Origin of the sequence: Micromonospora sp. WMMD723 (assembly GCF_049863385.1) — a bacterium.
Lineage (GTDB): Bacteria > Actinomycetota > Actinomycetes > Mycobacteriales > Micromonosporaceae > Micromonospora > Micromonospora wenchangensis.
Window position 1 is genome coordinate 3596671 of sequence record NZ_JBMKNR010000001.1, and the last position, 21442, is coordinate 3618112.

Sequence of the window (21442 nt, forward strand, 5' to 3'; positions counted from 1 at the left end):
GGCGCGGTCGACGTGCGCGCGGGAAGGGCGGGGCGGATGACACAGGTTGTGAACGACCGGAGCCTGGAGGCGGACGACCCGACGGCGCCGCCGCCCGGCCGCGCCCGCCGAGTGGTGCTGAAGCTCTCCGGCGAGGTGTTCGGCGGTGGGGCGATCGGTGTCGACCCGGACGTCGTGCAGGCCATCGCCCGGCAGATCGCCACCGTCGTACGACGTGGTGTGCAGGTCTCCGTGGTGGTCGGCGGCGGCAACTTCTTCCGGGGCGCCGAGTTGCAGAAGCGCGGCATGGACCGGGCCCGCGCCGACTACATGGGCATGCTGGGCACCGTGATGAACTGCCTGGCGTTGCAGGACTTCCTGGAGAAGGAGGGCATCGAGACGCGCGTACAGAGCGCGATCACGATGGCCCAGGTCGCCGAGCCGTACATTCCGCTGCGGGCGATCCGGCACCTGGAGAAGGGTCGGGTGGTCATCTTCGGCGCGGGCGCCGGGATGCCGTACTTCTCCACCGACACGGTGGCCGCCCAGCGGGCCCTGGAGATCCGCGCCGACGTGGTGCTGATGAGCAAGAACGGCGTGGACGGCGTCTACAGCGCCGACCCGCGGATCGACCCGGACGCCAGCAAGTTCGACTCGATCACCTTCTCCGAGGTGCTGCGCCGTAACCTGCGGGTGGCCGACGCGGCGGCGTTCAGCCTCTGCATGGAGAACGGGCTGCCGATGCTGGTCTTCGGCGCCCAGGGCGAGGACACGATCATCCGGGCCGTCGGCGGCGACAAGATCGGTACGCTGATCACCGCCTGACCGATCCCGCCGGCCACCGCAGCGGTCCTCCGCACCAGAGCAGCAGATCAGCCCACGACGAGCAACAGAAGGAGGCGAGGAGACCGGTGATCGACGACACCCTCCTCGAGGCCGAGGAGAAGATGGAGCGTGCGGTCGAGCACGCCAAGGAGGAGTTCGGCGCCATCCGTACCGGCCGCGCCAACGCCGCCATGTTCTCCAAGGTCATCATCGACTACTACGGCACGCCGACCCCGCTGCCCCAGATGGCGTCCATCGGGGTGCCGGAGCCGCGCATGGTCATCATCAAGCCGTACGACAACTCGCAGATCAACGCCATGGAGAAGGCGATCCGCGACTCGGACCTCGGGTTGAACCCGAACAACGAGGGCAACCAGCTGCGCATCCTGCTCCCGCAGATGACCGAGGAACGCCGCCGCGAAATGATCAAGGTGGCCCGGCACAAGGGCGAGGAAGCCAAGGTGGCGGTCCGCAACGTCCGCCGCAAGGGCAAGGAAGAGCTGGACCGGCTGGTCAAGGACGGCGAGGTCGGCGAGGACGACGGCCGCCGCGCCGAGAAGGAACTCGACGACCTGACCCAGCGGTACGTGGCCACCGTCGACGAGCTGGTCAAGCACAAGGAGTCGGAGCTGCTCGAGGTCTGACCTCCCGGCCGCCACGGCACCGGCGCGGCACCGCCTGACGGCGGCGTCGCTCCGGTGCCGCTGTCGTTGAGGTCGCCGCCGTCGTTGAAGTCTCTGTCGTGAGGTCTCTGTCGTTGAGGTCTCTGTCGTGAGGTCACCGCCGTCGGGGAGGTGGCCGTGTCGTGGAGGTGTCGGCGGCGGGGACCGTCTCCCCGATCGCCCGGGGCTCGGGCCGGCGGGGACACCACGCGGAACCCACCGTCTCCGCGCGGTGACGGGCCGCCGCGACGGGGCCGACGGGCGGGCGGCACGGACGCCACCGCTGGCCAACCGGGCCCGGCGTCCACCGTGCCCGGCCGGCCCGTGCAGTAGGCTCGGCACGATTCCCGGCCACCTGGCGGTGAACGGCGGGGATCGATCGGTCGTCGGGCCGGTCAACCGAAGTAGTCACGCGGGTAGGGGATGGTTGTGGTCTTGCGTCATGTGGTGGCACTCGTACCGTCGTCCGGTACGTGATGTCCCCCCTCGACCCCTACAGCGGCACCGAGCCCCGTGGCTGGGAGCGGTCCGACCGTCCCCCGGCGCTGCCCTGGCCGGACCGGGAGGTCGAACCGTGGTCTCCCCGGCAGTCGGGCACCGACCTGTCCGCGGTGCCGCAGGCTCCGCCCCGACCGCCCGTGCGCCGGCACGACGAGTCGCCTGACGGTCCGTACGACCCGCCGCCGGCCGGGCGGCCGTTCGCCGACGACGACGCCCCGACCTCGCAGCTACCCCCGGTCCGCGACGACGACGCCCCGACCGCCCAGCTGCCTCCGGTCCGCGACGACGCCGTCCCCACCGCGCCGCCGTTCACCCCCGTCCGGGACGACGACGCTGTCCGGCCGGAGGCCGACGCCGACCCGCAGGAGCCACCGCCCGGCCGGCGGTCCCGGGGCCGGCGGCGGGCCAGCGCCGAGCGGCCCGCCACCGGGCAGCCGTCGACCGGCCGGGCCGGGCGCAACCTGCCGGCCGCGATCGGGGTCGGGCTCGGGCTCGGTGCGCTGGTCCTGGTTCCGCTCTTCTTCTTCCTCCCCGGTTTCCTGGCCGTGCTGGCCGGCGCGATCGGGGTCGGCATCTGGGAGATGGCCCGCGCGGTACGGCGCAGCGGCGCCCATCCGCCGCTGGTGCCGCTGCTCGCCGGTGGTGTGCTCACCATCGGGCTGGCCTGGTTCGCCGGCCCCGACGCGCTGAGCCTGGGCCTGCTGGTCACCGTGCTGGGCACGATGATCTGGCGGTTGGGTGACGGTCCGGCCGGTTTCCAACGGGACATCACCGCGGCCACCCTGATCGCGGTCTACGTGCCGTTCCTGGGCGGCTTCGCGGCGATGCTCGCGGCGGCCCCCGGCGACGGCCCGTTGCGGGTGCTGGTCACCGTGGCCGGCGTGGTGCTCTCCGACACCGGCGGGTACGCCGCCGGGGCGAACTTCGGCAAGCACCCGATGGCACCCCGGATCAGCCCGAAGAAGTCCTGGGAGGGGTTCGCCGGTTCGATCGTCGCGGCGGCCGTCGGCAGCGCCCTGCTGATCTGGTTGCTCTTCGACGTGGCCCCCTGGTGGGGCGCGCTGTTCGGGGTGGCGGTCTCGGTGGCGGCGGTGCTGGGTGACCTCGCCGAGTCGATGATCAAACGGGATCTGGGCGTGAAGGACATGAGCAGCCTGTTACCGGGGCACGGGGGGCTGATGGACCGGCTGGATTCGATCCTGTTCGCCGTACCCACCGCTTATCTGCTGCTGGCGGTCCTCGTACCGGCGGTGGGCTGAGGGATGAATCACGCGGTGCCACCCGGACGGTCCCGGCGGTGGGGGTCGATTCGGCGCCTCCGGACGGGCGGCTGCGGCACACGGCGTGACAGACTGGACCAGCCATGACGAGCCTGCCTGTGATCCCCGTTGACCCCGACGCCCCCGGCCGCCGCCCGGCGATGCCTCCCCGGCACCTGGCCGATCTCGATCTGCCGGGCCGGAAGGCGCTCGTCACCGAGCTGGGCGAGCCGGCCTTCCGGGCCCGGCAGATCTCCCACCACTACTTCGGTCGACTGGTCCGCGACCCGGCGGAGATGACCGACCTGCCGGCGGCCAGCCGGGACCGGCTGGCGGGGGCGCTGCTGCCCCGGCTGCTCACCCCGGTCCGCGAGCTGGCCTGCGACGACGGCGCCACCCGCAAGGCGCTGTGGCGGCTGCACGACGGTTCGTTGGTGGAGAGCGTGCTGATGGGCTACCCGGACCGGGTCACCGTCTGCATCTCCAGCCAGGCGGGGTGCGGCATGGCCTGCCCGTTTTGCGCCACCGGCCAGGCCGGGCTGACCCGCAACCTCTCCGCCGCCGAGATCGTCGACCAGGCGGTCTACCTGGCCGGCGTCGCCGCCTCGGGCGCGGTGGCCGGTTCGCCGCCCCGGCTGTCCCACGTCGTGTTCATGGGCATGGGTGAGCCGTTGGCCAACTACTCCCGGGTCGTCACGGCGATCCGGCGGCTGGTCGCGCCGGCCCCGGAGGGGCTGGGTCTGTCGCAGCGTCACATCACCGTCTCCACGGTCGGTCTGGTGCCGGCCATCCGCCGACTGGCCAGCGAAGACCTCTCGGTGACCCTTGCGTTGTCGCTGCATGCGCCCGATGATGAGCTGCGCGACGAACTCGTGCCGGTCAACCAGCGCTGGAAGGTAGCCGAGGTGCTGGACGCAGCGTGGGACTACGCGGCGACGACGGGCCGCCGGGTGTCGATCGAGTACGCGATGATCAAGGACGTGAACGATCAACCGTGGCGGGCCGACCTGCTCGGACGCCTGTTGGCCGGACGGTCGGCGCACGTCAACCTCATCCCGCTCAATCCGACGCCGGGCAGCCGGTGGGACGCCAGCGCCAAGCCGGTGGAACGGGAGTTCGTCCGACGGTTGCGCGGGTCCGGCGTGTCCACCACGGTGCGTGACACCCGGGGGCGTGAGATCGACGGTGCGTGCGGGCAGTTGGCTGCCGCGGGGGACAGTGACAGCGAAGCGCCGCGTGGGCGCGACCGGGCGTAGCGGTACGAGACCAGGAGACATAGTGGCGAGTCAGGGTCAGCGTTTCCGGCGTAAGGCGCTCCGCCGGGGCTACAAGGTCGACGAGGTCGACGCCTTCCTGGATCGGGTGGAGGCGACCCTCGCCGGTCAGCCGGTCGGTGCTCCGGTGGCTTCCCAGGAGGTCCACGACGTCGTCTTCCGGGTCCGCTTCAACGGTTACGACGAGTGGCAGGTCGACCTGCACCTGGACCGGGTGGAGCGGCAGCTGGCCGAGCTGGAGGAACGGTCCGCCCCGGCCGGTCGCGGTGCCGACCCGCGCGGCGTGGACCGGCTCGCCCCGCCGATGCGTGACGACCACCGGGGCCTCCCGCAGACCCCGCCGCCGATGCCGCCGCGCGCCATGCCGGCGCAGCCCGGCCCACCCGACCGCTACGGCAGCCGCTACGACGAGCCGACCGGCGCCTTCGCCGGCGGCTACGACGCCCCGCGTGGCGGGTACGACGCTCCACGCGGCCAGTTGGGGCCGGGCCCCGGCGGCCCGATGGGCCCCGGTCCGGGTGCGCCGATGGGTCACGGTGGCCCGCCGCCGCGTGGTCTGCCGGCCGGTCCGGGCAGTGGCTACGGCCCACCCCCCGACGAGCAGCGTTTCGACGGGTTCGAGGCCGGTCGGCACGGCCGTGCCGACATGACCGCCGAGATCCGGATGCCGGACCGGGACCGCATGCCGGACCGGATGCCCGACCGGGACCGCATGCCGGAGCGGGACCGCATGCTGGACCGCGACCGGATGCCCGAGTACGACCGCATGCCGGACCGGGACCGCATGCCCGACCGGGACCGGATGCCGGAGCGGGACCCCATGCTGGACCGCGACCCCCGGGACATGCGTGGCCGGGGCCCGGCCGGCCCGCCGCCGATGCCGCCGCAGTCGTTGGGTGGCCCGCCGCTGGGTGGCCCGCCCGCGCCGATGGGTCCGCCGGTCGGCGGCCCGCCGATGGTGGGTCCGCCGATGGCCGGCCCGCCGGGCAGCGAGCTGTACCGGGTCGACCAGATCCGGCGCAGCTTCCAGGTGCGCCGGTTCGGCAGCGGGTACGACCCGGACCAGGTGGACCGGTTCTTCGAGAGCCTGCTCGGTGGGATGCAGGGCCGCAACCAGATGCCGGTCAACCCGAAGGACCTGGACACGTTGCGCTTCGGGCTGGTACCGGGCGGCTACTTCGAGGCCGAGGTCGACGCCGCGCTCAAGGACGTGCAGGACATCCTCTTCGGCCGGTGATCCACCACACGTGACGAGGGCCCACCCCCGACCGGGGATGGGCCCTCGTGGCGTTGCGGGGGGCGGTGCGTCAGGAGCGCAGCCCGCTGCGACGCAGCACGGCGTCGCCGACGACGATCGCCAGCAACAGCACGGCCAGGCCGACCAGCCAGATGTCCTCGACCTTGCCCTCGTGGTTGCCGCACAGCATCGCCAGCAGCGCCAACGCGGAGAGCACCGCGCCGATCCGCCCGGCCTTGCGGTGCCCGGGCCTGTGCTGATCTGGCGCGGTTACCGGCTCGCTTCCTGCCACTGTCGGTCCTTCCCTCGCGATCGGATCTCCGGTTAGTCTGGCACGCCCCGCCCCGGGCCCGGTGCGGGGTCCGCCCTGCTGGGGGCGCGGTGCGGCGCAGGACCACGCCACCGGGTGGGATGGCCGGCCGGGGTGGTACCCGGGCCCAAGGTCCCCTTCCGGTGGGGCGGGTCGGCTCTACCGGCGTCGCGGGCCGTCGACCACACTGCCTCCGGTAGCGTTCTGACGTACACCTTGATTGTCTGTTTGAGGGGGACTGCGGTGCGAGTGACCGGTACGGGACACGCCAGCATGCGGATCGACACGGCTGCGGGCAGCATCCTGTGCGACCCGTGGGTCAATCCGGCCTACTTCGCCTCGTGGTTCCCGTTCCCCGACAACTCCCTGCTCGACTGGGAGACCCTGGGCCGGGTCGACTACCTGTACGTGTCGCACCTGCACCGGGACCACTTCGACGCCAAGCACCTGCGCGAGTTCGTCTCGAAGGACGCCACCGTCCTGTTGCCCGAGTTCCCCACCTCGGAGATGGAGGACGAGCTGCGGGCGCTGGGCTTCACGAAGTTCCTGCGGGCCCCCAACGAGCAGGTGGTGGAGCTGGACGGTGGCCTGAAGATCATGATCCAGGCGTTGACCAGCCCGACCGACGGCCCGATCGGCGACTCGTCGCTCTGGGTGGAGTACGACGGGGTCCGGCTGCTCAACCAGAACGACGCCCGCCCCACCGACCTGACCGTCTTCGCCGAGCTGGGCCACGTGCACGCGCACCTGCTCCAGTTCTCCGGCGCGATCTGGTACCCGATGGTCTACGAGCTGCCGCAGGCGGCGAAGACCGCGTTCGGCAAGCAGAAGCGGGAGCGGCAGTTCGACCGGACCTGGCGCTACATCGACGACCTGAAGGCCGACCACGTCTTCCCGATCGCCGGCCCGCCGTGCTTCCTCGACGACGCGTTGTGGCAGTTCAACGACATCCACGGCGACGAGGGCAACATCTTCCCGGACCAGTCGGTGTTCCTGTCCGAGTACGCGAAGGTCGGCGGCACCAACGGCATCGTGCTGCTGCCGGGCAGCGTCGCCGAGGTGACCACCTCCGGCGCGACCACCACCCACCCGCAGCCGGTCGAGGAGTTCTTCGCGAACAAGACCGCGCACCTGGAGGAGATGCGGGAGCGTAAGCGCGGCGTCATCGAGGCCGAGAAGGCGTCCTGGCGGCACCCCGAGATCGACGTGCTGGCCGGGATGAAGCGCCGGATCGAGCCGCTGCTCGACGAGTCGATCTACCTGGCCAAGGGGGTCGGCGGCCCGGTCCGCTTCGACCTGGTCGGCTACGACGGCGACAGCGTCGAGTCGATCGTGGTGGACTTCCCCGGCAAGCAGGTCCGGCCGTACGCCGACGAGAAGGTCCGGTACCGGTTCCGTACCGAGCGGGCGCTGATCGAGCACCTGCTCTACATCGACGAGGTCGACTGGGTCAACTCGCTCTTCCTGTCCTGCCGTTTCTCGGCGGCCCGGATCGGGCAGTACAACGAGTTCGTCTACGCCTTCTTCAAGTGCCTGTCCACCGAGCGCCTCCAGTACGCCGAGGGCTGGTACGACGAGCACGAGCGGGCCGTCGACGCCGAGGACGTCACCCTGGGCGACTGGGTGGTGCAGCGCCGCTGCCCGCACCTGAAGGCGGACCTGACCCGGTTCGGCATCGTCGAGGGCGACCAGCTCACCTGCCAGCTGCACGGCTGGAAGTTCGACCTCCCCTCCGGCCGCTGCCTCACCAGCGTCGGCCACAAGATCCGCGCCGCCCGCACCCAAACCCCCTAACCCCCCACCCCCGTCCCACCCCACCCCACCCCCGTTTCCGGCGATCATGGAGTTGTGCTGGGCCGCAAAGGCCCTGAACCGGTACACCCCGGGCACCACAACTCCATGATCGACACAGGCATGGAGGGCGGAGGGTGAGGGTGGGCGTAGGGGGTGGGGTGGGGGAGGATGAGGAGGGGGCGTACGAGTTCGGGCAGCGGCGGGAGAAGGAGCGGGACGCGTCGCGGGTGGAGGCGTTCAGCGACGCGGTGATCGCGATCGTGCTCACCCTGATGGCGGTGGAGCTGCTCCAACTCAGCCCGCAGCGGCCCGAGGGCCAGGACCTGCCCGGGGCGCTGTTCCACGAGTGGCCCGCCTACCTGGCGTACGTGATCACGTTCGTGATCGTCGGGCAGGTCTGGTTGACCCACCACAACATGTGGCGGTACGTCGTCAAGGTCGACCAGATGCTGCTCGTCCTCAATCTGCTGTTGCTGCTGTTCGTCGCGGCCATCCCGTTCGCGGCCAGCCTGCTCGCCGACAACCTGCGGGGCACCGTCGCCGACCAGCGGCTGACCGCCGCGCTCTACGTGGGCACGGTGCTCGGCGAGGCGCTGTTCTTCAACCTGAGCTGGTGGTGGGCCCGGCGTCGTCGGTTGCTCGACCCCGGGCTGGACCCCCGGCTGGCCCGCGCCGTGGCCCGCCGGTTCCTGCTCGGCCCGGTGCTGTACGTCGTCGCGTTCGGCATCTCGTTCGTCGACCCGGTGCTCAGCCTCGCGGCGTACTTCCTGCTCACCGGGCTCTACCTGGTCCGGGGCCCCGGCGACCTGCCCTCCTCCCGGCCGACCCCCGCCTGAGCGGAGGCCGGACCGGTCGGGGTCAACGGCCGGTCGGGCGTCAGCGGCCCAGGTCGGCGAGGATGCGCTGGGCGGCGTTGTGGCCGGCCGCGCCGATCACGCTGCCCGCCGGATGGCAGCCGGCGCTGCCGGCGTACACCCCGTCGATGCCGGTGGCGTACGGCATCCGGTCGGTGAACGAGACGGTGTTGTCGACGTGGTGGATGTGCCCGCCGGTGATGCCGAAGTGCGCCTCGATGCCGGGCGGGGGCAGCGGCACCGCGTCGGCGATCAGGTCACCGGTGCCCGGGGCGTACCGTTCACAGATCTCCACCAGCCGGGTGACGTAGCCGGGCAGCGCGGTGTCCCAGTCGGTGCCGGCCAGCGTGTAGGGCACCGACTGGACGAACAGCGCCGACGAGTGGTGCCCGGCCGGGTCGGACAGCGACGGGTCGACGGTGGTGTGCAGGTACCACTCGATGGTCGGCTCGTCGGGCAGCCGCCCGGCCCGCACGTCGGCCCACATCGCCCGCAGCGCCGCCATCGGTGACTCGCCGCCGCCCCCGACCAGCGACGCCGACCCGGGGAGCAGGTGGATGGTGGACCCGAACGGGCTGGGCGCGTCGGCCGGCAGGCAGGAGAACCTGGGCAGCCCGGTCAGCGCCAGGTTGAGCTTGAGGGTGGTGCCGGGCCGGCGGACCGCCGCCATCCGCGCGCCCAGCTCCGCCGGCAGCGCGCCGTCGGGCACCAGCTCCATCAGCCGGTACGGGTCACACGCGCCGAGTACCACCTCGGCGGCGACCTCCCGCCCGTCGGCGAGCCGGACACCCGACGCCGCGCCCCCGGACAGGGTGACGGCGTCGACCCGGGCACCGGTCAGGATGGTCGCTCCGGCGGCGCGGGCGGCCTCGGCGAAGGTGCGGGAGACGGTGCCCATCCCACCCTCGGCGATCATCCAGGTGCCGTCCGCGCCGGGCAGCCGGCACATGTTGTGCACCAGGAAGTTGTGGCCGGTGCCGGGGTCGTCCGGTCCGGCGTTGAGCCCGGACAACCCGTCGGTGACCGCGTACATGCTGACCAGCAGCTCGGAGCGGAAGTCGAAACGGGCCAGGTAGTCGGCGACGGAACCACGGACCAGGTCGACGAAGACCTGCCGCAGCTCGGGGCGGACGTAGCGCTCGGCGGTCTGCTCCACCGGCAGCGGCTCGGCCAGCCAGGCCGGGGCCAGGTCGGCGCGCAGCTGCGCCAGCTCGGTCTGGAGCGCGTCGTCGGCGGCCACGTCGGCGGAGGAGAAGAACTCGGTGAGCTGCCGCCGGGTCGCCGCGGTGTCGCTGCCGAACAGCAGGTACGGCGCGCCGGGCCCGCCCGGGGTGGGCAGGAAGTAGTGCGGGTCCCGGCGCAGCACCGGGATGCGGACGTCGAGGGTGGCGAGCAGCTCCGGCGGCATCAACCCCAGCAGGTACGACCCGGTGGAGTGGCGCAGCGCGGGCACCTTCGGGAACGGGTTCTCGGTGCGGGTGGCCCCGCCGATCACCTCCGCCGCCTCCAGCACCAGCACGTCCAGCCCGGCGCGGGCCAGCAGGACGGCGGAGACCAGCCCGTTGTGCCCCGATCCGACGATCACGACGTCGGCGCGGGACGGCAGCTCACTCGCATCGCTCATGCCTGCGCAGCCTAGTGCGGTACGCGGCGTGAGGTCTGCCGGCTCGACCGGCTGTTGCGGGCCGCCCGGCTGATCCGGGTCGGCCTGCTGACCCGGGCCGGGGTCCTGGCTGACCCGGGGCGAGCGGGTGTCGGCGGCATCAGGCGCGGAACACGGTATGCCTGTGCGGCATGAATATGACCCACAGGCATACCGGTCACCACGGGAAGCGGTGCCCCGCCCGCTCCGGTGACCCGGGGGCGACCGGCCCGGCCCGTCGAACGTGAACGGTTGTTGCGATAGTGGACGGCGATCGCTGCGGGGCCGACGCCGGCCGGACGGCCCGGACGCGGGCAACGACGGGTCGGCGGGTCGACGAGGGGAGAGGCCGATGTTCGCCTGGTGGGGGCGGGTCGTGGTACGCGCCCGGTGGGCGGTGCTGGCCGTCGCCGGGGTGCTGATCGCCGTCGGGGCGGGCTGGGGCACCGGCGTCTTCGGCGAGCTGAGCGGGGGTGGCTTCGACGACCCGTCGAGCGAGTCCAGCCGGACCGTGCAGCGGGTCACCGCCGAACTCGGCAGGCAGGGCGCGGACGTGATCGTCCTGTGGTCCAGCGACACCGTCACCGTCGAGGACCCGCAGTTCCGCGACCCGGTGACCGCCACGGTGGCCGGTCTGCGTCAGCGCGCCGAGGTGGCCGAGGTGACCACCTGGTACGACGCGCCCGCGCCCGCGCTGGTCGCCACCGACCACCGGGCCACCTACGCGCTGGTCAAGCTCACCGGCGGCGACGAGGACGCCCGCTCGGCACAGTTCGCGGCGCTGCGCCCCGCGCTGGACGCGCCAGGCCTGCGCACCGAGGTCGGCGGGCTGGTGGCGTTCCAGGAGGCGGCCACCACCCAGAGCACCGAGGACGTCACCCGTGCCGAGCTGCTGTCCATGCCGGTGCTGCTGGTGCTGCTCGTGCTGATCTTCGGTGGGCTGGTCGCCGCCGGCACCCCGCTGCTCGTCGGCGGGTTGGCCATCCTCGGCGCGTTCCTCGCGGTCCGCCTGGTCAACCTGGTCACCGACGTGTCGATCTTCGCGATCAACGTGATCACCCTGATCGGGCTCGGGATGGCTGTCGACTACGCGTTGTTCATCGTCAGCCGGTTCCGGGAGGAGTTGGCCGCCGGCCGGTCCGTCGCCGAGGCGATCCGCCGCACCATGCTCACCGCCGGCCGGACCGTCTTCGTCTCCGGGCTGACCGTCGCGCTCGCCATGGCCAGCCTGCTGATCTTCCCGCAGCCGTTCCTGCGGTCGATGGGCTTCGGCGGGATGGCCGCCGTGCTGATCGCCATGCTGGCCGCGCTCACCGTGCTGCCGGCCCTGCTGGTGGTGCTCGGCCACCGGGTGGACGCGGTGCGCGTACCGCTGCCGTGGCGGCGGGGGACGCGGGGTGGGCGGCCGGCGGCGGGTGCGGCCGGCGGCGCGTGGGCCCGGATCGCGCGCAGCGTGATGCGCCGACCGGCGCTGTACCTGGTGGGGGTCGCGCTGCTGCTCGGCGTGCTGGCCACCCCGTTCGCGCGGATCACCTTCGGCGGGGTCGACGAGCGGGTGCTGCCGGCGGACGCCGCGCCCCGGGTGGTCTCCGAGCGGATCGCCGCCGAGTTCCCCGGCGGCACGATCGCCCCGGTCGAGGTGCTGGTCTCCGGCGCGCCCGCCGACGCGGTACGCCCGTTCGCCGACCGGATCGCGGCGCTGCCGGGGGTGACCGGGGTCCAGGTCACGGCGACGAAGGGGGAGTCCACCCTGCTGTCGGTGAGCTACCCGGGGGAGCCGACCGGCGACGCCGCCCGGGACCTGGTGCGGGCGCTGCGCGACCTGCCCGGCCCGGACGGGGCGCAGGTGCTGGTCGGCGGGCGGCCCGCCGCCGACGTCGACCTGCTGGACAGCCTCGGCGACCGGCTGCCGTGGATGGCCCTGCTGATGGCCGGCGCGACCCTGCTGCTGCTCTTCCTCGCGTTCGGCTCGGTGGTGTTGCCGGTCAAGGCGGTGCTGATGAATTTGCTGTCGATCGGCGCGTCGTTCGGCGTGGTGGTCTGGATCTTCCAGGACGGGCACCTGTCCGGCCCGCTCGGCTTCACCTCCACCGGGTTCATCGAGCCGAGCAACCTCATCCTCATGCTCGCGGTGCTGTTCGGGCTGGCCACCGACTACGAGGTGTTCCTGCTCAGTCGGGTCCGCGAGGAGTGGGACCGCACCGGCGACAACACCGCCTCGGTCGCCACCGGCCTGCAACGTACCGGCCGGATCATCACCGCCGCCGCGCTGCTGCTGATCATCGTGGTGGCCGGCTTCACCACCGGCGGGATGGCCTACATCAAGCTGATCGGCGTCGGCATGATCGTGGCGATCGTGGTGGACGCGACCCTGGTCCGGGCGCTGCTCGTGCCGGCCACCATGCGGCTGCTGGGCCGGTGGAACTGGTGGGCCCCGGCACCCCTGGCCCGGTTCTGGGCCCGCTACGGCCTGCGCGAGACCGACGACCCGGCGGCGTCGCCCACCCCCGACGCCTCGGAGCCGACGATTCCGGTCGTCGCCCCGGAGGCGGCGGCGCGGCGGGCCCGCCAGCGGGACAACGCGAGGGTGGCCGAGTAGCCGGCCAGCACGATCACGTGGAACAGGTAGAGCCAGAGCAGCACCGCGACGCCGGCCCCGACCGGGTCGAAGCCGCCGAACGGCACCCCGAGATCCAGCGGGAGCGAACAGAACAGCACGAAGCCGTGCAGGAAGCCGGAGAGGTTGGCGGCGGTGAACGAGCCGACCGCCAACGTCGACAGCCAGTCGGGTGAGGCCGGCCCGACCACCCGGAACACCCACATCAGCACCGGGGTGAGCACCAGCCACACGGCCAGGAACGACAGCACGATGCCCAGCGCGGCGACCCAGCCGCCCTGCCGGATCAACCGGGTGGTGGTGGGCAGCGCGATGAGGATCGACAGCAGCAGGGCGGGGGCGGGGGCGAGCAGCGGCAGCAGCAGCAACCGGCCCCGCCAGCCGACCAGCGACTCGTCCGGGTTGGGGGCGACGGCGACCGAGACGAACGCCCGGCGCAGCCCCTCACCGTAGAGCGAGGCGGGCAGCAGGGAGGCCAGCGCCAGCAGCGGGGTCAACTGCACCCCGGCGTTGACCAGCGCGTCCACCGCTTCGGGCGCACCGATCGCGTCCGGCAGCGTCTCCACGGCGTACGCGGTGAGCCGGCGTACCCGGTCCGCGCCGGCCACCAGCGAGGTCAGCCAGATCGCCAGCAGGGCCACCGGCACCACGGCGATCGCCCCGTAGAAGGTGATGGCGGCGGCGTGCAGGGAGAGGTCCCGCCCCCGTACCGGCCGGAACGCGGCGCTGGTGATCCGCTTCGTACGCTGCCATGCGTCGCCCATCGCGATGTTCTTCCCCCTGTCGCCCGCTGCCACGCATCACGATCCCGCGTCACGACCGTCCACCGGCCATGATCGGCTCAACTGGGCCGATGGTGCGGTGTCGGAACGCCGGGATGGCGCAACATCAGCCCCGGCGAGTGGATCAATAGTGGCCTGGCCGGCGGGTAGGCGATCATTAGCCGCAATCCGGACGACGTCTTGCGGTGTCCATAGACGTCGCCCTATCCTCGCTTGTGGAAAGCGCTTTCCAGATGCTCAGTGCGGGTGCCGCGGCGAGTTCCACCACCGCCGCAGGCGCCAGTTCGCCGTGCGCGGCAGCACGGTGAGCGGGTCGACCCGGTACATCGGCGCAGACATCCCTGGCCGGCCGCCGACTCCGCCTGACGGCCGCGAAGGCCCGGCCCGTCCCCGGCGCGCAGAGGTCCACCAGGACCACCGTCATCACCGCCGCCCGACCGGGCACCACACCACCCGGCAGCGGCACCACCACCAGGTAATGAGAAAGGTGACGCGAGGATGAGACGACCAGTTGCACGACGAGTCCAGGCGGGGCTGGCCACGGCCGCCGTCGGTGCCGCGATCTGCGTGGCCCTGCCGGTGCACCAGGCGTCGGCGGCGGCCGGCAGCGCCAGCGGCTACGCCACCCAGAACGGCGGCACCACCGGCGGCGCGGGCGGGCAGACCGTACGGGCCAGCACCGGAACCGCGATCCACGCGGCGCTGTGCAACCGGGCCAGCAGCAGCACCCCGATCGTGATCGAGGTGCAGGGCACGATCAACCACGGCAACACCACGAAGGTGTCGGGCAACAGCTGCAACACCGCCGCCGACAGGATCGAGCTGAAGGAGATCAGCAACGTCACCATCGTCGGGGTCGGCAGCGGGGCGGTCTTCGACCAGCTCGGCATCCACCTCCGCGACTCCCGCAACATCATCATCCAGAACGTGACGGTGCGGAACGTCAAGAAGTCGGGCTCGCCCCTCTCCAACGGCGGTGACGCCATCGGCATGGAGAGCAGCGTGCGCAACGTCTGGGTCGACCACGTCACGCTGGAGGCGTCGGGTGGCGAGTCGGAGGGCTACGACGGGCTGTTCGACATGAAGGACGACGTCCAGTACGTGACGCTGTCGTACAGCATCCTGCGCAACTCCGGCCGGGGCGGCCTGATCGGCTCCAGCGAGAGCGACCGGGGCAACGGCTTCGTCACCTTCCACCACAACCTCTACCAGAACATCGACTCCCGTACCCCGTTGCTGCGGGGCGGGATCGCGCACATCTACAACAACTCGTACGTGCAGCTCAACGAGTCGGGGATCAACTCCCGGGCCGGCGCGCGGGCCAAGGTGGAGAACAACTACTTCAGGAACTCCCGGGACGTGCTGGGCACCTTCTACACCAGCGAGGCCGGCTACTGGCAGGCCAGCGGCAACATCCTGGACAACGTGACCTGGTCCAGCCCCGGCAGCGAGACCAACCCCGCCGGCCCGGGCATGCCGTCCAACACCAGCGTCAGCATCCCGTACTCGTACCGCCTCGACGGGGCGAGTTGCGTGCCGGACATCGTCCGCCAGACGGCCGGCGCGAACACCGGCCTCAAGGAGTCCAACGGGAGCTGCACGCCGACCACCCCGGCCCCGACCACCCCGAACCCGACCACGCCCGCGCCGACCACGCCGGCTCCGACCACCCCCGCGCCGACCACCCCGCCGCCCACCAGCGCCCCCGGCGGGACCAACCTCAGCATCGGTGCCGGCTCCGACGGCTCCAGCAAGGCCAGCGGTACGAGCTACGGCGACGTCCGCGACGGCAACCTGGGCACCTTCTGGTCGCCGGCCGGGTCGACCGGGGACATCTCGATCAAGTGGGGCTCCGCGACCAGCATCTCCTCGATCAACATCCGGGAGGCGTCGGGTTCGGCCGGCAGCGTCACCTCCTGGCAGGTGCTCAACGGCGACACCGGCGCGGTGCTGGCCTCCGGCAGTCGGGCCGGGGTGATCACCTTCGCCCGTACCTCGCTGAAGAAGGTCACCTTCCGGATCAACAGCTCTGCCGCCACCCCGAAGGTCGCCGAGTTCGAAACCTACGCCTGACCCGTCGCCCCCGGGCCGGTCCCGGGGCGATGATCAACTAATGGGGCCGATGTAGGGGTGTCCGGTCGACGGGAACACCCCACATCGGCCCCCTTGTGTCGATCAACGGGTGGGCGATGACCGGGGCGGCGGCCGGCCGTGGCGGGTCCAGGCGATGAACCGGGTGAAGTAGGCGGCCGGGTCGACCGGGCCGGTGCCGACCCGCAGCGCATCGGTGATCGCGTCGTGCATCAGCAGGCAGAGGTAGATGGACAGCGCCGGCCGATCCCGGGCGTACTCCCGGCGGAGGCTCAGCTTGGCCGGCTGGCACGGCCACGGGGCGGCACAGGCCCGGCACCGCCAGGCGGGCCGCGCGGCGACGTGCCGACCCGGGCCGGCCGCCGGGACCGCCGCCGACCGCCCCCGCCGTGCCCCGTCCACCGGCGGGGTCACCGCCGACAGCGGCCGTTCCCGTCGTGCGTCGTCCGGCGGCGTCACGGCCGACGTCGGTCGTCCGCGCCGTGCGCCGCCCGTCGGCGGGGTCACCGGTGTCGGCCGTTCGCCCGGCGGGCCTGCCCCCGGGTGACCAGTCCCGCCGTGCCCACCCAGTAGGCGGCGGTGGGGCCGTTCCACAGGTGAGGGCGGGGCGCGGGCGGCGTGGGTGGTGGCGGTTCCCGCAGCGGTACGCCGGCCAGCCGGTCCGGGCACGGCCAGCGCAGCCCACAGGTGCAGTGCCGACCCCACCGGGACCAGTCCCGCCGATGCCGTGGCGTCACCGGTACCGGCCTGTCGCGCTTCCTCATCCGCCGCTCCTTCCGTATGCCTGTTCACACTCTGGTGTGGACGCGACTACTGTCGGAAGGCGGCGCGGGACCTCAGCGTGGACTGTGCCGGCCGGGTCCGGTCCCGTGGCCATCGCTGGCGGTGGGTGGCAGACGTGTGGTGGAGGTGTGATGACCGGTGGACCGATGTCGACCCTGGAATTCCTCGGGGCGGAGCTGCGCCGGGCGCGCAGGGAGCGCGGGCTGAGTCAGGAAGATCTGGCCCAACGGATCAGCTACTCGTCGTCGCTGGTGGGCATGGTCGAGATCGGCCACCGTACGCCGTCGCAGGACTTCATCACCCGCGCGGACGCCGCCCTGGAGGCCGGCGGCCTCTTCGAACGGTTGCTCGCCCTGGTCCGCGCCGACTCCGCACCCCCGTGGTTTCGGGAATGGATCAGCGTGGAGCGGGAGGCGACCTTGATCCGCTGGTTCGAGCCGTCCCTCATCCCGGGTCTGTTGCAGACCGAGGCGTACGCCCGTGCCGTGCTGCACGGTGGCGGAATGCTGCGGGAGGGAGAAACCGAGCAGCGACTCGCAGCGCGTCTGGAGCGACAGTCCGTGCTGAAGCGGGAGCCTCCACCGGAATTCGTGGCCGTGGTTGACGAGGCGGTCCTTCGTCGGGCGGTCGGTGAGCCGGCGGTCATGATCGGGCAGTTCGAGCATTTGCTGCGGCTGACTGAACACGCACACATCAGCGTGCATGTGGTGCCAGCGGATGCCGGTATGCACGCCGGCCTGGCCGGACCGTTCATCCTGGCTCGCACGCCCGAGGGCGGCGAGGTCGCGCACCTGGACACCCCACTGCGAGCGCAGGTCACCGATCGTCCAGATGACGTTGATAGCCTTCAACGCAGGTGGGAGAACCTGCGGGGCGAGGCGCTGCCCCGGCGGGCCTCCCGGGATCTGATACGGGAGTTGGCGAAGTCATGGAGCTGACCGGCGCGATCTGGCGCAAGTCGACCCGCAGCGACAATGGCGGTGCCACCTGTGTGGAGGTGGCGACGAATCTGCCGCTGGTGGTCGGGGTGCGGGACAGCAAGGACCGTGGTGGCCCCGCGTTGACCTTCCCGCCCGCCTCCTGGGCCGGCTTCGTGGCCGCGACCAGGGCGGGCACCCTCGGCGTCCGCCAGTGACCGGCTCGTCACGGCCCGATGGCGTCGATGGCGGAGTTGGCGAAGTCATGGACTTGACCGGTGCAGTCTGGCGCAAGTCGACCCGCAGCGACAACGGTGGCTCCACCTGTGTGGAGGTGGCGACGAATCTGCCGCTGGTGGTCGGGGTGCGGGACAGCAAGGACCGTGGTGGCCCCGCGTTGACCTTCCCGCCCGCCTCCTGGGCTGGCTTCGTGGCCGCGACCCGGTCGGGTGACCTCAACCCCGCCCGACATGTCTGCCGTCCGGCAGGATGATCGACTCAACGGGGCCGATATTGGGGTAAGGATCGCCGCCGACACCCCTGTATCGGCCCCGATGTGTTGATCAGGCGCTGGATCTGGCCGACGGGCGGGGAGGTCGTGGGCTGACCGGGACGCACTGGCGGTGCGACGGGCGGCTCCGGGGGCCGCGGCGATTAGGCTGGGACCAGCAGGATGTTCCGCTGAGGGGGTGAGCCCGGATGGCCCAGGCCGCATTCGCGCCCGAGCCGGCACCGCAGTCGCCCGACCCGACGTCGCCGTCGCCGGGGTCGATCGACCGGCCGCCCGGGCCGTCGTTCGACGCGCTGCGCTGGCACGACGAGCCGTGGACCGCCCAGCTCGCCCTCGACCTGTTGCCGGAGACCAACGGTCCCAAGGTTGAAGTCCTGAGCGGAAGCGTGATCGTGACCCCACATGCCGGATACGACCATCAGAACGCCGAGTTGGATCTGGCCTACCTGCTCAAGCAGGCGGCCCGCCGGGAAAAACTGTGGCTGTACGCCGAAGCCAACATCGTTTCCGGTGCCGACCTCTTCATTCCGGACATCGTGATCCTCGACGCTCCCGGTGGCGGGCGGACGACGATGGACATCGGCCACGCCGTGCTGCTCGGCGAGGTCGTCTCCCCGGGTAACAGGCGTAAGGACGTGATCGACCGGCCCCGTGAGTACGCCGCCGCCGGTGTCCCGTTCTTCCTCCGCGTCGACCTGCGTAACCGGGTGCCCACCATCGCGCTCTTCGAGTTGACCGACGGGGAGTACCGGCCGGTCGCGGCGGCTGCCGCCGGGACGACGTTCGTCATGCGGCAGCCCTTCGCGTTCAGTATCGATCCGGCCGACCTGCTGGGTGAGGAGGCACCGGTCGAGGAGGCGGAACCGCTGGGTCGGGGGGCGGGCGGGGAGGGTGACGTCGAGCGGTGAGGCTCCCAGCCGGCGCACAGCGCGTACGGGGCAGAATGACCGGGTGACAACTCCCCGGGACCTCGTTCTGCTCGGCTCCACAGGTTCGATCGGCACCCAGGCGATCGACATCGTCAGGCGCAACCCCGACCGGTTCCGGGTGGTGGCGCTCGGTGCCGGCGGCGGCAACGTCGAGCTGCTCGCCACCCAGGCGCTCGAACTGGGCGTGGACGCCGTCGGGGTGGCCAAGGCGTCCGCCGCGCAGGATCTCCAACTCGCCTTCTATGCCGAGGCGAGCCGGCGCGGCTGGGCCACCGGGGACTTCAAGCTGCCGAAGATCATCGCCGGCCCGGACGCCATGACCGAGCTGGCGCAGTGGCCCTGCGACGTGGTCCTCAACGGGGTGGTCGGGTCGCTCGGGCTCGCGCCGACGCTGGCCGCGCTGCGCTGTGGTCGTACCCTCGCGTTGGCCAACAAGGAGTCGCTGGTGGCCGGCGGCCCGCTGGTGAAGGCCGCCGTGACGCGGCCGGGGCAGATCGTGCCTGTCGACTCGGAGCATTCGGCGCTGGCCCAGTGCCTGCGCGGCGGCACCCGGGGCGAGGTGCGGCGGCTGGTCGTCACGGCCAGCGGCGGACCGTTCCGGGGGCGGCGGCGCGACGAGCTGACCGCTGTCACCCCGGAGCAGGCGCTCGCCCACCCGACGTGGAACATGGGACCGGTCGTCACGATCAACTCGGCCACCATGGTCAACAAGGCGCTGGAGGTGATCGAGGCGCACGAGCTGTTCGACGTGCCCTACGCCGACATCACCGTGATGGTGCACCCGCAGTCGGTGATCCACTCGATGGTCGAGTTCGTCGACGGCTCCACCCTGGCCCAGGCGAGCCCGCCGGACATGCGGCTGCCCATCGCGCTCGGCATCGGCTGGCCCGACCGGGTGCCCGACGCCGCCACCGCCGTCGACTGGACCACCGCCCACACCTGGGAGTTCGCCCCGCTCGACGACGAGGCGTTCCCGGCGGTGGCGCTGGCCAAGGCGGCCGGCGTGGCGGGCCGCTGCCGCCCGGCGGTCTACAACGCGGCCAACGAGGAGTGTGTGGCGGCGTTCGTCGCCGGACGGCTGCCGTTCCTCGGCATCGTCGACACCCTCGGACGGGTCTTGGAGGACGCCCCCGATTTCGGTGAACCAGGTACCGTCGAGGACGTGCTCGCCGCCGAATCGTGGGCGCGCGCGCACGCGCAGGAGATCATCTCGGGGTCGGGGAAGGAAGCCTGATGCTCTATCTGCTCGGGGTGGTGGTGATCGCCCTGGCGATCCTCATCTCGGTGAGCCTGCACGAGGCCGGTCACATGTTGACCGCCAAGGCGTTCGGCATGAAGGTCACCCGTTACTTCGTCGGCTTCGGGCCGACCATCTGGTCGTTCCGCCGGGGTGAGACGGAGTACGGCCTCAAGGCCATCCCGCTCGGCGGATTCTGCAAGATCGTCGGCATGACGCCGCAGGACGACGACGTCGAACCGGGCGACGAGAAGCGGGCGATGTGGCGTTACCCGGTCTGGAAACGGACGATCGTGATGTCCGCCGGCTCGGTCACCCACTTCGCGCTGGCCGTCGTCGCGATCTGGCTCGCCGCCATGTTCATGGGCCTGCCCAACAAGGACCTGCCCAACCCGCTCCCGGCGCACGTCAAGATCGTCGAGTGCGTCATCCCCACCGACGCGGTCCGCGAGTGCGCCCCCGGTGACCCGGTCAGCCCCGCCAAGCAGGCCGGGCTGCGCGACGACGACAAGATCGTCGCGGTTAACGGCATCGCCGTCCCCGACTACGCCGCGCTGGTCAAGACCGTCCGTGACCTGCCCCCGGGCCAGCCGGCGACGATCAGCTACGAACGCGACGGGGTCGCCGGGCAGGTCCGGGCCGACCTCGCCGCGGTGCAGCGCAAGCCGCTGGACGACCCGAACGGCGCCCCGGTCACCGTCTCCGCCCTCGGCGTCGCCGGCCCGATGCTCCCGCCCGGCGTCCCGGCGAACGTCACCTACGGCCCGGTCGAGGCCATCCCCGCCACCGCCGGCTACACCAAGGACCTGGCCGTCGGCACCTACGAGGCACTCAAGCGCATCCCCGACAAGGTGCCCGCCCTGTGGACCGCCGTCACCGGCGGCGAGCGGGACAAGGACACCCCGATCAGCGTCGTCGGCGCGAGCCGGCTCGGCGGCGAAGCCCTGGAGAACGGCGTCTGGCAGCTGCTGGTCCTGCTGTTCATCTCGCTGAACTTCTTCGTCGGCGTGTTCAACCTGCTGCCGCTGCTGCCCCTGGACGGCGGCCACATCGCCATCGCCTGGTTCGAACGGGCCCGCTCCTGGCTCTACGCCCGGATCGGCCGGCGCGACCCCGGTCGGGTCGACTACCTCAAGCTGATGCCCATCACGTACGCGGTGATCCTCATCGGTGGCGCGTTCACCCTGCTCACCGCCACCGCGGACATCGTCAACCCCATCACCCTCTTCACAAGGTGA

General features: G+C 71.9%; 19 protein-coding genes and 1 pseudogene. 15 read left to right on the forward strand and 5 right to left on the reverse strand.

The features are described from left to right. The first annotated feature begins 36 nt into the window (after nucleotides 1-36). From pyrH to ACN261_RS16290, 5 genes are all read left to right on the forward strand, one after another. Nucleotides 37-804, forward strand: coding sequence for a UMP kinase (pyrH, locus tag ACN261_RS16270; protein WP_088645508.1), 768 nt, complete (start codon nucleotides 37-39; stop codon nucleotides 802-804). 86 nt (nucleotides 805-890) lie between these two features. Continuing rightward, nucleotides 891-1448 carry a ribosome recycling factor gene (gene frr / locus ACN261_RS16275; RefSeq protein WP_204923838.1) on the forward strand — a complete coding sequence of 186 codons (558 nt, stop codon included), beginning with the start codon at nucleotides 891-893 and terminating at the stop codon, nucleotides 1446-1448. Nucleotides 1449-1942: 494 nt separating this feature from the next. Beyond that, nucleotides 1943-3226 carry a phosphatidate cytidylyltransferase gene (locus ACN261_RS16280; protein ID WP_421487023.1) on the forward strand — a complete coding sequence of 428 codons (1284 nt, stop codon included), beginning with the start codon at nucleotides 1943-1945 and terminating at the stop codon, nucleotides 3224-3226. Nucleotides 3227-3330: 104 nt separating this feature from the next. After that, nucleotides 3331-4482, forward strand: coding sequence for a 23S rRNA (adenine(2503)-C(2))-methyltransferase RlmN (gene rlmN / locus ACN261_RS16285; protein WP_421486183.1), 1152 nt, complete (start codon nucleotides 3331-3333; stop codon nucleotides 4480-4482). A 22-nt stretch (nucleotides 4483-4504) separates the two neighbouring features. After that, on the forward strand, nucleotides 4505-5737 hold the full coding sequence (locus ACN261_RS16290; RefSeq protein ID WP_421486185.1) for a DivIVA domain-containing protein: 1233 nt from the start codon (nucleotides 4505-4507) through the stop codon (nucleotides 5735-5737). 70 nt (nucleotides 5738-5807) lie between these two features. On the opposite strand, the gene ACN261_RS16295 is transcribed toward ACN261_RS16290, so the two are convergent. Continuing rightward, nucleotides 5808-6029, reverse strand: a complete 222-nt coding sequence (locus ACN261_RS16295; RefSeq protein WP_088645513.1) for a DUF2631 domain-containing protein — start codon at nucleotides 6027-6029, stop codon at nucleotides 5808-5810. Nucleotides 6030-6290: 261 nt separating this feature from the next. On the opposite strand from ACN261_RS16295, the gene ACN261_RS16300 reads away from it, so the two are divergent. Continuing rightward, on the forward strand, nucleotides 6291-7841 hold the full coding sequence (locus ACN261_RS16300) for a Rieske 2Fe-2S domain-containing protein (protein ID WP_421486186.1): 1551 nt from the start codon (nucleotides 6291-6293) through the stop codon (nucleotides 7839-7841). 158 nt (nucleotides 7842-7999) lie between these two features. Beyond that, entirely contained in the window at nucleotides 8000-8677 is a 678-nt protein-coding gene (locus ACN261_RS16305; RefSeq protein WP_421486188.1) for a TMEM175 family protein, read from the forward strand. Nucleotides 8678-8717: 40 nt separating this feature from the next. On the opposite strand, the gene ACN261_RS16310 is transcribed toward ACN261_RS16305, so the two are convergent. Further along, nucleotides 8718-10319 (reverse strand): phytoene desaturase family protein, encoded by a 1602-nt coding sequence (locus ACN261_RS16310; protein ID WP_421486189.1) that lies wholly within the window; start codon nucleotides 10317-10319, stop codon nucleotides 8718-8720. 370 nt (nucleotides 10320-10689) lie between these two features. Here ACN261_RS16310 and ACN261_RS16315 point away from each other — a divergent pair. Further along, nucleotides 10690-12771, forward strand: a pseudogene (locus ACN261_RS16315) (MMPL family transporter); the annotation flags it as partial. A 29-nt stretch (nucleotides 12772-12800) separates the two neighbouring features. Here the strand turns inward: ACN261_RS16315 and ACN261_RS16320 are convergent. Continuing rightward, a complete protein-coding gene (locus tag ACN261_RS16320) occupies nucleotides 12801-13718 on the reverse strand; it encodes a YhjD/YihY/BrkB family envelope integrity protein (RefSeq protein ID WP_421486190.1) in 918 nt (305 codons plus the stop codon). A 516-nt stretch (nucleotides 13719-14234) separates the two neighbouring features. Between ACN261_RS16320 and ACN261_RS16325 the strand changes: the two genes are divergently transcribed. Then, nucleotides 14235-15809: a pectate lyase family protein gene (locus ACN261_RS16325; RefSeq protein ID WP_425850912.1), complete on the forward strand. Its 1575-nt coding sequence runs from the start codon at nucleotides 14235-14237 to the stop codon at nucleotides 15807-15809. Nucleotides 15810-15911: 102 nt separating this feature from the next. Here ACN261_RS16325 and ACN261_RS16330 read toward each other — a convergent pair whose 3' ends face one another. Further along, nucleotides 15912-16286: a hypothetical protein gene (locus ACN261_RS16330; RefSeq protein WP_421486192.1), complete on the reverse strand. Its 375-nt coding sequence runs from the start codon at nucleotides 16284-16286 to the stop codon at nucleotides 15912-15914. Between the two features lie 44 nt (nucleotides 16287-16330). After that, nucleotides 16331-16591, reverse strand: a complete 261-nt coding sequence (locus ACN261_RS16335) for a hypothetical protein (protein WP_425850914.1) — start codon at nucleotides 16589-16591, stop codon at nucleotides 16331-16333. A 150-nt stretch (nucleotides 16592-16741) separates the two neighbouring features. On the opposite strand from ACN261_RS16335, the gene ACN261_RS16340 reads away from it, so the two are divergent. The 6 genes from ACN261_RS16340 (at nucleotide 16742) to ACN261_RS16365 (ending at nucleotide 21442) form a co-directional block, all read left to right on the forward strand. After that, the gene (locus tag ACN261_RS16340) at nucleotides 16742-17548 is read left to right on the forward strand and encodes a helix-turn-helix domain-containing protein (RefSeq protein WP_421486194.1); all 807 of its coding nucleotides are present in this window, start codon (nucleotides 16742-16744) and stop codon (nucleotides 17546-17548) included. After that, nucleotides 17539-17745, forward strand: a complete 207-nt coding sequence (locus ACN261_RS16345; RefSeq protein ID WP_363790272.1) for a DUF397 domain-containing protein — start codon at nucleotides 17539-17541, stop codon at nucleotides 17743-17745. The genes ACN261_RS16340 and ACN261_RS16345 overlap by 10 nt, the downstream gene beginning before the upstream one ends. 47 nt (nucleotides 17746-17792) lie before the next feature. Further along, entirely contained in the window at nucleotides 17793-18020 is a 228-nt protein-coding gene (locus ACN261_RS16350; RefSeq protein WP_363790274.1) for a DUF397 domain-containing protein, read from the forward strand. 206 nt (nucleotides 18021-18226) lie between these two features. Further along, nucleotides 18227-18946: a Uma2 family endonuclease gene (locus tag ACN261_RS16355; RefSeq protein WP_425850917.1), complete on the forward strand. Its 720-nt coding sequence runs from the start codon at nucleotides 18227-18229 to the stop codon at nucleotides 18944-18946. Nucleotides 18947-18989: 43 nt separating this feature from the next. Continuing rightward, the gene (gene dxr / locus ACN261_RS16360; protein WP_421486197.1) at nucleotides 18990-20201 is read left to right on the forward strand and encodes a 1-deoxy-D-xylulose-5-phosphate reductoisomerase; all 1212 of its coding nucleotides are present in this window, start codon (nucleotides 18990-18992) and stop codon (nucleotides 20199-20201) included. Beyond that, a complete protein-coding gene (locus ACN261_RS16365; RefSeq protein WP_421486198.1) occupies nucleotides 20201-21442 on the forward strand; it encodes a M50 family metallopeptidase in 1242 nt (413 codons plus the stop codon). The genes dxr and ACN261_RS16365 overlap by 1 nt, the downstream gene beginning before the upstream one ends.